This window comes from Arthrobacter sp. Bi26, assembly GCF_918697925.1.
Lineage (GTDB): Bacteria > Actinomycetota > Actinomycetes > Actinomycetales > Micrococcaceae > Arthrobacter.
Map to the genome: position 1 here is coordinate 1 of NZ_CAKKMF010000122.1, position 10015 is coordinate 10015.

10 protein-coding genes are annotated in these 10015 nt (G+C 67.8%); 8 read left to right on the forward strand and 2 right to left on the reverse strand.

Going from position 1 to position 10015, the window contains the following annotated elements; all coding sequences use genetic code 11:
- Window positions 1–36: 36 nt before the first annotated feature.
- Together LQV16_RS21405 and LQV16_RS21410 are read right to left on the reverse strand one after the other, a co-directional pair.
- Entirely contained in the window at window positions 37–465 is a 429-nt protein-coding gene (locus LQV16_RS21405) for a hypothetical protein (RefSeq protein ID WP_229995872.1), read from the reverse strand.
- Window positions 466–485: 20 nt separating this feature from the next.
- Window positions 486–1151: a trimeric intracellular cation channel family protein gene (locus tag LQV16_RS21410; RefSeq protein WP_229995873.1), complete on the reverse strand. Its 666-nt coding sequence runs from the start codon at window positions 1149–1151 to the stop codon at window positions 486–488.
- 61 nt (window positions 1152–1212) lie between these two features.
- Here LQV16_RS21410 and LQV16_RS21415 point away from each other — a divergent pair, with 61 nt between their 5' ends.
- The 8 genes from LQV16_RS21415 to LQV16_RS21450 form a co-directional block, all read left to right on the forward strand.
- Entirely contained in the window at window positions 1213–1959 is a 747-nt protein-coding gene (locus LQV16_RS21415; protein WP_229995874.1) for a CbiX/SirB N-terminal domain-containing protein, read from the forward strand.
- Between the two features lie 131 nt (window positions 1960–2090).
- Window positions 2091–3836: a nitrite/sulfite reductase gene (locus tag LQV16_RS21420; RefSeq protein ID WP_229995875.1), complete on the forward strand. Its 1746-nt coding sequence runs from the start codon at window positions 2091–2093 to the stop codon at window positions 3834–3836.
- On the forward strand, window positions 3833–4543 hold the full coding sequence (locus LQV16_RS21425) for a phosphoadenylyl-sulfate reductase (RefSeq protein ID WP_229995876.1): 711 nt from the start codon (window positions 3833–3835) through the stop codon (window positions 4541–4543). The genes LQV16_RS21420 and LQV16_RS21425 overlap by 4 nt, the downstream gene beginning before the upstream one ends.
- Window positions 4540–5487, forward strand: a complete 948-nt coding sequence (gene cysD, locus LQV16_RS21430) for a sulfate adenylyltransferase subunit CysD (protein ID WP_229995877.1) — start codon at window positions 4540–4542, stop codon at window positions 5485–5487. Before LQV16_RS21425 ends, cysD begins: the two co-directional genes overlap by 4 nt.
- The gene (locus LQV16_RS21435; protein ID WP_229995878.1) at window positions 5487–6899 is read left to right on the forward strand and encodes a GTP-binding protein; all 1413 of its coding nucleotides are present in this window, start codon (window positions 5487–5489) and stop codon (window positions 6897–6899) included. Before cysD ends, LQV16_RS21435 begins: the two co-directional genes overlap by 1 nt.
- Before the next feature lie 164 nt (window positions 6900–7063).
- Entirely contained in the window at window positions 7064–8230 is a 1167-nt protein-coding gene (locus LQV16_RS21440; RefSeq protein WP_229995879.1) for an RtcB family protein, read from the forward strand.
- Window positions 8231–8470: 240 nt separating this feature from the next.
- Window positions 8471–9649 carry an ABC transporter substrate-binding protein gene (locus LQV16_RS21445; protein WP_229995880.1) on the forward strand — a complete coding sequence of 393 codons (1179 nt, stop codon included), beginning with the start codon at window positions 8471–8473 and terminating at the stop codon, window positions 9647–9649.
- Window positions 9650–9693: 44 nt separating this feature from the next.
- A partial coding sequence (locus tag LQV16_RS21450; RefSeq protein ID WP_229995881.1) for an ATP-binding cassette domain-containing protein occupies window positions 9694–10015 on the forward strand: 322 nt, incomplete at its 3' end.

Here is a 10015-nt window from a genome sequence, read left to right on the forward strand (position 1 = left end):
GGATGAAGGCGGGGGAGGGGTGGCCGCAGTGGCCGCCTAGTCCTCGTCTTCGTCGTTGAAGGCCCACTCGAACATGTCGAAGACGAATTCGGAGAAAGTCCCCTCCTCGCTCTTCCACTGGCCGCGGGCGTTGTTCCGGCGGTACACGATGGGATCCGGGATGCTGAGGTCCCCGACGCGGAAGCCCCAGGTGAACTGCTCTTCCTCGTCCTCGAGGAACATGAGGAAGCCCTCGTCATCGACTTCGAGCTCTTCGGGGTCCCAGAAGTAGTGGTAGGCCTCCATGATGTCCTCGCAGCCGCCGACGGCCAGGTAGAACTCGCGCAGGACCAGCGGGACCTGGAACTGGTGTTCGGCCAGGGCGGCGTCAAGCTCGTCGGCCGCGAGGCCATCTTCTTCCTGCCATTCGTCTTCGAGATACTTCGGGACAAGCGCGCGGAATTTCTCGAGGAACATGTCAGTCATGGTCTTATCCTAGCTAATCCCTAGCGGTCGTTTTCCGCAGTGTCCAGGCCCAGCCGATGCCAGCCGCGCACTGCCAGCGGAACGTACCAGTGGCGCCGCCAGGCCGTGACCCGGAACGCGAAGACGAGAGCGGCGACGGCGCAGGCCGTCAATGCGGTGAAGGTCCCGGTGAGGGACAGGATCACGGTCGACAATGCCCCGGCGAACGCCGGCAGCGCGTAGAGATCCTTGGGGTCGAAGAGCTGCGGCACCTCGTTGGCGGTGATATCCCGCAGAAGGCCGCCGCCCACCGCCGTCGTGACGCCCAGCAGGACTGCGGCTACGGGGTTCATCCCGGCGGCCAGGGCCTTCAGCGTGCCGGTGATGCAAAACAAGGCCAGCCCGCCGGCGTCGAACAGGACCAGCAGCGAAGTGAAGCGCTGGACGCTGGAGAACAGGAAATACACCAGCACAGTGGCGAGCAGCGGCGGCGCCAAATACGCCGGGTTGGTGAACGCGGCGGGCGGGCCCGCGCTGATGATGATGTCGCGGATGACACCGCCGCCAAGGCTCACCACAGACGCCAGGAGCAGCGAGCCGATAATGTCGAACTGCTTTCGCGCCGCGAGCAGCGAGCCGGAGACCGCAAAGAAGAAGACACCCGCCAGGTCAAGCCAGATCAGGACGAGGCTAAAGGAGAAGGTCATGAAGCGTCCCGGTCGATAACAAGGGGGCGGATAGGGCGGCTCCAAGGTTACGCTAACGGCTATGAATAGCCCCATCCTGATCGCCTGCGCCCACGGCACGTCAAGCCCGCACGGAGCCGCGGAGGTCAACGCGCTCCGGGACGGCATCGCCGGGCTCCGTCCAGGGCTTGATGTCCGCGAGGCGTACGTCGACGTCCAAGACCCGGACCTGCCGGCCGTCGTGGCGGGCCTTCCGGAGGGGGAGACCGCCGTCGTGGTTCCCCTGTTGCTCAGCGTCGGATACCACGTCAAAGTGGACATCGCCCGGGCCGTGAAGAGCCGGCCGGACACTCTTGCCGCGGCGCCGCTGGGGCCGGACCCGCGGCTCGCAGCGCTGCTGGACGCGCGGCTGCGCGAGGCAGGAGTGACAGACAACGACGCCGTGGTCCTCGCCGCCGCCGGGTCCTCCGATCCCAGCGCCGCGCAGAGTGTCGAAGAACTCACGGACCAGCTCCGTGCCTTGCGTTCCAACCGGATCGTGGCCGGCTACGGTGCCTCCGCCAAGCCCTCGGTTCCCGACGCCGTCGCCATGCTCCGCGAGGAGGCCGCCGGCGGTGCCGGCGCGGGGGAGTCGGCCGGTGCGGTGGACCTGGGCGGCCGCGTGGTCATCGCCTCCTATCTCCTGGCGCCCGGCTTCTTCCATGACCAGTTGGCCAAGGCCGGCGCGGACCTTGTGACGGCGCCGCTGCTGCCCTCGCCGGTCCTCGCCGAAATTGCCCTGGAACGCTACGACGCCGCGCTGGCCGCAGCCCCGCAACCCCGGCCCTGACGGTCCCCGCAGATGCACAGCCGCGTGGCTACTTCAAGGGTTTCCGGCGGTTCGTGACGAAATATTTCCCTAGGTGACTCCCCATTTCTGAACCTTTGTGACGGGATTACAGCCACCCCTACAGTCGATGCATGACTGATACAGCTCTAGCCGGAGCGTCCACGGACGAGGCTGCCGCCGGCCGCACCAAACGCCCCTCCCGTCCGGCCGCAAAGCCGCACGGGCAGTGGAAAGTGGACGGCACCACGCCGCTGAACGCCAACGAAACCTGGAAACAGGAAGACAACGGCCTCAACGTCCGCGAGCGTATCGAGTCCGTCTACTCCAAGCACGGCTTCGACTCGATCGACGGCACCGACCTGCACGGCCGGTTCCGCTGGTGGGGCCTGTACACCCAGCGCAAGCCCGGGATCGACGGCGGCAAGACCGCCACGCTTGAGCCGCACGAACTCGAAGACAAATACTTCATGCTGCGGGTGAGGATCGACGGCGGTGCGCTCACCACCGAGCAGCTGCGCGTCATCGGCCAGATCTCCGTGGACTTCGCCCGCGACTCGGCCGACCTCACGGACCGCCAGAACATCCAGCTGCACTGGATCCGGGTGGAAGACATGCCCGAGATCTGGCGCCGGCTCGAGGGCGTGGGGCTGTCCACCACGGAAGCCTGCGGCGACGTCCCCCGCGTCATCCTTGGCTCCCCGGTTGCGGGCATCGCCAAGGACGAGATCATCGACCCCACGCCGCTGATCCAGGAACTCGCCGAACGGTTCATCGGCGACCCGGAACTGGCCAACCTGCCGCGCAAATTCAAGACCGCCATCACAGGCCACCCCAGCCAGGACGTGGTGCATGAGATCAACGACGTCGCCCTGGTGGGCCTGGTCCACCCCGAGCTCGGCATCGGCTACGACCTCTGGGTAGGCGGCGCGCTCTCCACCAACCCCATGCTGGGCAAACGCCTCGGCGCCTTCGTCCGGCCGGACCAGGCCGCCGACGTGTGGCTCGGCGTCACCAGCATCTTCCGCGACTACGGCTACCGGCGCATGCGCACCAAGGCCCGCCTGAAGTTCCTGCTGGCCGACTGGGGACCGGTGAAGTTCCGCCAGGTCCTCGAGGACGAATACCTCGGCTACAAACTCGACGACGGCCCCGCGGCGCCCAAACCGTCCACGCCCGGTGACCACATCGGCGTGCACGAACAGAAGGACGGCAAGTTCTTCATCGGCGCCACCCCGCTGGCCGGCCGCCTCTCCGGCAGCCAGCTGGTCAAGCTCGCGGACACCCTCGAAGCCCGCGGCTCGCAGCGCCTGCGCACCACCCCGCACCAGAAGCTCGTGGTCCTCGACGTGCCCAAGGACGAGGTGGACCCGCTCGTCGCCGAACTCGACGCCCTGGGCCTGTCCGCCCGGCCGTCCGTGTTCCGGCGCGGCACCATCGCCTGCACCGGCATCGAGTTCTGCAAGCTCGCCATCGTGGAAACGAAGGTCACTGCGGCGACGGCGGTCGCCGAGCTGGAGCGCCGCCTGGCCGACCTCGCCGAGAGCAAGCAGCTGCCCCAGGCACTGTCCCTTCACATCAACGGCTGCCCCAACTCCTGCGCCCGGATCCAGACGGCGGACATCGGCCTCAAGGGCATGATGCTGCCGACGCCCGACGGCGACCCCACCCCGGGCTTCCAGGTCCACCTCGGCGGCGGGCTCGCGTCCGACAGCCGCGAGGAGGCAGGCCTCGGCCGCACCGTCCGCGGCCTCAAGGTCACGGCCGGGGAGCTGCCCGACTACGTGGAACGCGTGGTCCGGAAGTTCGTCGCGGACCGCTCCGAGGGCCAAAGCTTCGCCGAGTGGGCGTTCGCTGCGGAGGAGGGTGATCTCCAGTGACCGTTGCACTCCGCACCCACGACGAGCTCAAGGCCCTTGCCGAGGCCGGCGCCGCCGAGCTCGGCTGGGACGCCCCGGCCCGCGATGTCATCGCTTGGGTGGCCCGCAATTTCGAGCTGCCGATGGTCGCCGTCGCCTGCTCCATGGCGGACGCGGTCCTGCCGGCGCTTGTCGCGGACGAGCTCCCCGGCGTCGACGTCCTGTTCCTGGAGACCGGCTACCACTTCCCGGAGACACACGCGACCCGCGACGAGGTGGCGGCCAACCTGCGCGTCAACGTCGTGGACGTGCTGCCGGAGAACACCGTGGAGCAGCAGGACCGGCTCCTGGGCAAGGACCTGTTCGCCCGCGACCCCGCGCAGTGCTGCGCCCTGCGCAAGGTGGCGCCCCTGCGCCGCACCCTCGCCGGCTACGAGCTCTGGTTCACTGGAGTCCGCCGCGACGAGGCCCCCACCCGCACCAACACGCCGCTGATCACCTGGGACGAGTCCAATGGCCTGGTCAAGGTCAACCCGGTGGCGGCCTGGACTTTCGACCAGCTGGTGCAGTACTCCGACGACAACCTTCTTCCCGTCAACCCGCTGCTTTCACAGGGCTACCCGTCCATTGGCTGCCAGCCTTGCACCCGCAAGGTGGCGCCCGGCGACGACCCCCGCGCCGGACGCTGGGCAGGAACCGACAAGACAGAATGCGGACTGCACGTATGAGCACTTTCCTGACTGAGGAGCCCACACAGGTGACCGACGCTCCCGTTTCCACGCGCCTCTCCAGCCTCGACACGCTCGAATCCGAGGCCATCCACATCATCCGCGAAGTGGTTGCCGAGTTCGAGAAGCCTGCGCTGCTGTTCTCCGGCGGCAAGGATTCCGTGGTGATGCTGCACCTGGCCACCAAGGCCTTCTGGCCCGGCAAGGTGCCCTTCCCGGTGCTGCACGTGGACACCGGGCACAACTTTCCCGAGGTCATTGACTTCCGCGACCGCACCGTGGAACGGCTGGGCCTGAAGCTCGTTGTCGGCTCCGTCCAGGAGTTCATCGACTCCGGCGAACTGGCCGAGCGCGCCGACGGCACCCGCAACCCGCTGCAGACCGTCCCGCTGCTGGATGCGATCCAGCGCAACAAGTTCGACGCCGTCTTCGGCGGCGGCCGCCGGGACGAGGACAAGGCCCGGGCCAAGGAACGGATCCTGAGCCTGCGCGACGAGTTCGGCCAGTGGGACCCCCGCAACCAGCGGCCCGAGCTGTGGAACCTCTACAACGGCCGGCACACCGTGGGCCAGCACGTCCGGGCCTTCCCGATCAGCAACTGGACCGAACTGGATGTGTGGCGCTACATCGAGCGCGAGAACATCGAGCTGCCGGGCCTGTACTACGCCCACGACCGCGAAGTCTTTGCCCGCGACGGCATGTGGCGCGCAGTTGGCGAGGTCTCCCAGCCGCGCGAACACGAGGAAGTCATCACCAAGACCGTCCGCTACCGGACCGTCGGCGACATGTCCTGCACCGGCGCCGTGGAATCGGCTGCCGCCACCGTGCGCGACGTCGTCATTGAAGTTGCCGCCTCCACCATCACCGAACGTGGCGCCACCCGGGCCGATGACCGCATCTCCGAGGCCGCCATGGAAGACCGCAAGAAGGACGGCTATTTCTAATGAGCACGGAAACGTTTCTCCCGGGCCCGGACCTCGTTGCCGCGGCGCTGCCCACCACGCTGTTCCGCTTCGCCACCGCAGGCTCCGTCGATGACGGCAAGTCCACGCTGGTGGGCCGGCTCCTGCACGACTCGAAGGCGATCCTCGCCGACCAGCTCGACGCCGTCGCCCGCACCTCCGCGGACCGCGGGTTCGGCGGTGAAAAGGGCGGGATCGACCTCGCCCTGCTGACCGACGGCCTCCGCGCGGAGCGCGAGCAGGGCATCACCATCGATGTCGCCTACCGCTACTTCGCCACGGACCGCCGCAGCTTCATCCTCGCGGACTGCCCCGGGCACGTGCAGTACACCAAGAACACGGTGACCGGCGCGTCCACCGCGGACGCCGTCGTCGTGCTCATCGACGCCCGCAAGGGTGTCCTGGAGCAGACCCGCCGGCACCTGTCCGTACTGCAGCTGCTGCGCGTGGCCCACGTGATCGTGGCCGTGAACAAGATCGACCTCGTGGATTTCAGCGAGGACGTGTTCCGCGAGATCGAGGCGGACGTCCAGCAGGTCGGGCGCGAGCTCGGGCTCGGTTCCGACGGCGTTGCTGACCTCCGGGTCATCCCCGTGTCCGCGCTCGACGGCGACAACGTGGTCGATGCCTCGGAGCGCACCCCGTGGTACGACGGCCCCGCGCTGCTGGAAGTCCTGGAGACACTGCCGGCGGCCGACGAACTCGAAAGCCACCTGGAGAGCTTCCGTTTCCCGGTCCAGCTGGTGGTCCGGCCGCAGGGCGCGCTGGCTCCCGACGCCGTCGCCGGCGGCCTCGATCCGGAGGCGTACCGCGACTACCGTGCCTACGCCGGCCAGATCACCGAAGGCTCGGTCAAGGTAGGGGACCAGGTCAGCATCCTGACCCCGGGCCAGGCCCCGCGCACGACCACCGTCACCGGGATCGACTTCGCCGGCCGCGAGCTCGCCGAGGCGGCCGCCCCGCAGTCCGTGGCCCTGCGCCTGGCCGACGAGTTCGACGTCGCCCGCGGTGACACGATCGCGGCGGCGGGGACGGTACGTGAAGCCTCGGCCGACCTCTACGCCGCCCTTTGCTGGCTCTCGCCCAAGCCGCTCCGTGAAGGGGCCAAGGTCCTGGTCAAGCACGGCACCCGCACGGTCCAGGCCCTGGTCCGGAACGTGACGGGCAAGCTGGACCTCGCCAGCTTCGGTCTGGAGCCGACATCCACCCTGGAGCTGAACGACATCGGGCACGCGCAGCTTCGGCTCGCCGCCCCGCTTCCGCTGGAAAACTACCTGCACCACCGCCGCACCGGGGCGTTCCTGGTGATCGACCCGCTCGACGGCAACACCCTCGCCGCGGGCCTGGTCAACGACCACCCCGGCGACCACGAGGACGAGCGCTACTCGATCTAGGCCTGCTCGAACTGGCTGAAAGCATCCCGACTACTCTCGCGAGTCGCCGGAAACGCGCGAGGTCGCCGTAAACTTACGGCGTCCTCGCGCGTTTCCCGCGAATTCGCCGCTTTGGCCCTTGCCACCCGGCCGGCGGACCATGATCATCGTCATGGAGGGGTGCCGTGGAAGTCATCAACAGCCGGCTCATCAGCTGGGCGTCGATCCTGGATGACAAGACCCGCGAGCAGGCGCTGGCCACAGCTGAGCTGCCCATCATCTACCCGCATCTGGCGCTGATGCCGGACGCCCACCTGGGCCTGGGCGCCACAGTGGGATCCGTCATACCCACCCTTGGTGCGGTTATCCCGGCCGCCGTGGGCGTCGACATCGGCTGCGGCATGATTGCCGTCCGCACGCAGTACGCCCTCAAAGACCTGCCCAAGGACCGGAAACGCCTGCGGGAGGGTATTGAGCAGGCCATTCCGCTGTCCGCCGGCAAATGCAACCGCAGGATCACCGTCACCGCCGAACCGCGGCTGGCTGAGTTGCGGCGAATGGCAACGACAGCGGGCTTCGAACCCGCCCAGTACGCCGCGAACTGGAAACTGCAGCTGGGATCGCTGGGATCGGGCAACCATTTCATCGAGGTGTGCGCGGATGAGACGGACGCCGTGTGGCTGTTCCTGCACTCAGGCTCCCGCGGCGTGGGCAACAAGATCGCGCAACGGCACATTGCCCGGGCCCGGAGCGGGGCCCGGATGAGGAACGCCGTCCTGCCGCATCCTGCCCTGGCCTACCTCGAGGAGGGAACTCCCGAATTCGAGCGCTACATCAGGGAACTCCGCTGGGCCCAGCACTTCGCACTGCTGAATCGTGAGGAGATGATGGACCGCGTGGTCCGGCAGTTTGAATCATGGACAGGCGGCCGTGTCCGGGAGACCGAACGGATCAACTGCCACCACAACTTCACCGCGCAGGAGAAGCATTACGGCAAATCCGTCTGGGTCTCGCGCAAGGGGGCGATCAGGGCCGAAGCGGGGGACGCAGGGCTCATCCCCGGCTCCATGGGCACGGCGTCCTACGTCGTTGTCGGGCTGGGGAACCCCGTGTCCCTGAACTCATCGCCGCACGGCGCCGGGAGGGAATACTCGAGGACCGCCGCGAAGAGAACGTTTTCTCTGGCCGAGCTAAAGGCCGCCATGCGGGGCATCGAATTCCGCCCCAGCGAGGCATTCGTAGACGAGATCCCGGCGGCGTACAAACCCATCGACCAGGTGATGCGCGACTCCGCCGACCTCGTCAAGATACGGCACAAGCTGCGGCAGCTCGTCAACGTTAAAGGCGATTGACCAGTTCCAGAGCCCGGATGGCGGCCCCCGATCTTTTGGGGCCGAATGTGACGCTGCGTGAACCCGCGTGACCCCCGGTTTCCGGGCCGTTGAACCGCCAATATGACACTCCCTATGGTGAATGAATGAAGACAACGGAACGGTTTCCCGGCCTCCCCCGCAGGGACTTCCAGGGGCGATGTCGCCGGCGCTGACCACCCAGCCCGGCCTTTTCGCACACCCCAGAACAGGACTTCACCCATGTCACGCACCCCCGAAAACCCCGAGCCCGGCACGCAGCCCGGCACCACCCGGATTGTCGCTGGCGAGACCGGCAAACCCAAACGCAAGCGCACCCTGGAGATCGCCCTCGTCGCGGGGCTCGTGCTCCTGATCGGCGCCGGCGCAGCCGTGGCATCCTCGCTGTCCCGCAGCCCGGAAACCGCCCCGGCCGCGGCCGCGGCGGACGCCGGCCCGGCCGCCGAACTCAGGCTCGGCTACTTCGGCAACATCACCCATGCCCCGGCCCTGGTGGGTGTCAACAAGGGGTTCATCGCCAAGGACCTCGGCCAGACCAAGCTCAGCACCCAGGTCTTCAACGCCGGCCCGGCCGCGATCGAGGCCCTCAACGCCGGCGCCATTGACGCCACCTACATCGGCCCCAACCCGGCCATCAACTCCTATGTCAAGAGCAACGGCGAATCGATCAGCATCATCGCCGGGGCCACGGCCGGCGGAGCGCAGCTGGTGGTCAAGCCCGGTATCAACTCGGCCGCCGAACTCAAGGGCAAGACGCTCGCGTCCCCGCAGCTCGGCGGCACCCAGGACGTGGCGCTCCGGGCCTGGCTCGGCAAGCAGGGGTTCAAGACCTCCACGGACGGCAGCGGCGACGTCGCGATCAACCCGACCGAGAACGCCCAGACCCTCAAACTGTTCCAGGACGGCAAGCTCGACGGCGCGTGGCTGCCGGAGCCCTGGGCCTCCCGCCTGGTGCTCCAGGCCGGCGCGAAGGTCCTGGTCGATGAGAAGGACCTGTGGGAGAAGGGCGAGTTCGTCACCACCGTCCTGATCGTCAACAAGAAGTTCGCGGCCGAGCACCCGGCCACCGTGCAGGCGCTCCTGAAGGGCCATGTTGAATCCGTGGACTGGCTCAACGCGGCGCCCGCCGCCGAGAAAGCCACGGTCCTCAACGACGGACTCAAGGCAGCCGCCGGCAAGGGGCTGCCGGCCGACGTCATCGACCGGTCCCTGAAGAACATTGTCTTCACCACCGACCCGCTCGCAGGGACGTACAAGAAACTGCTGCAGGACGGCGTCGACGCCGGCACCACCAAGCAGGCCGACATCAACGGCATCTTCGACCTCACAGCGCTCAACAGTGTCTTGGGCGAGAGCGCGGCCGGCACAAAGATCTCCGCCGAAGGGCTCGGTAAGGACTAGCTCCCGGGCCTCCAGCCATCCGCCACAACAGTAAGGACCAGACCATGCCAGTCGTACTGGAAAACCTGGGCAAGCGCTTCGGCGACGGCGCCCCGGTACTGGACGACGTCAACGCCACCATCGAGCAGGGCGAGTTCGTCGCCCTGCTCGGTGCCTCCGGCTGCGGCAAGTCCACCCTGCTCAACATCATGGCGGGACTGGAGGCCCCGACGTCGGGCGCCCTCGAAGTGCCCAGCGACGGCGCCGCCTTCATGTTCCAGGACGCGGCACTGTTTCCTTGGCTGACCGCGCGGGAGAACATCGAGCTGGCCCTGAAGCTGCGCGGTGTCGGGAAAGCCGACCGCAGGGTCCGGGCGGGGGAGCTGC

What these genes read in the sequence shown, in the direction of transcription:
- LQV16_RS21405 (WP_229995872.1), bottom strand. Translation starts at nt 465, where the DNA reads ATGACTGACATGTTCCTCGAGAAATTCCGCGCGCTTGTCCCGAAGTAT.
- LQV16_RS21410 (WP_229995873.1), bottom strand. Translation starts at nt 1,151, where the DNA reads ATGACCTTCTCCTTTAGCCTCGTCCTGATCTGGCTTGACCTGGCGGGT.
- LQV16_RS21415 (WP_229995874.1), top strand. Translation starts at nt 1,213, where the DNA reads ATGAATAGCCCCATCCTGATCGCCTGCGCCCACGGCACGTCAAGCCCG.
- LQV16_RS21420 (WP_229995875.1), top strand. Translation starts at nt 2,091, where the DNA reads ATGACTGATACAGCTCTAGCCGGAGCGTCCACGGACGAGGCTGCCGCC.
- cysD (WP_229995877.1), top strand. Translation starts at nt 4,540, where the DNA reads ATGAGCACTTTCCTGACTGAGGAGCCCACACAGGTGACCGACGCTCCC.
- LQV16_RS21435 (WP_229995878.1), top strand. Translation starts at nt 5,487, where the DNA reads ATGAGCACGGAAACGTTTCTCCCGGGCCCGGACCTCGTTGCCGCGGCG.
- LQV16_RS21445 (WP_229995880.1), top strand. Translation starts at nt 8,471, where the DNA reads ATGTCACGCACCCCCGAAAACCCCGAGCCCGGCACGCAGCCCGGCACC.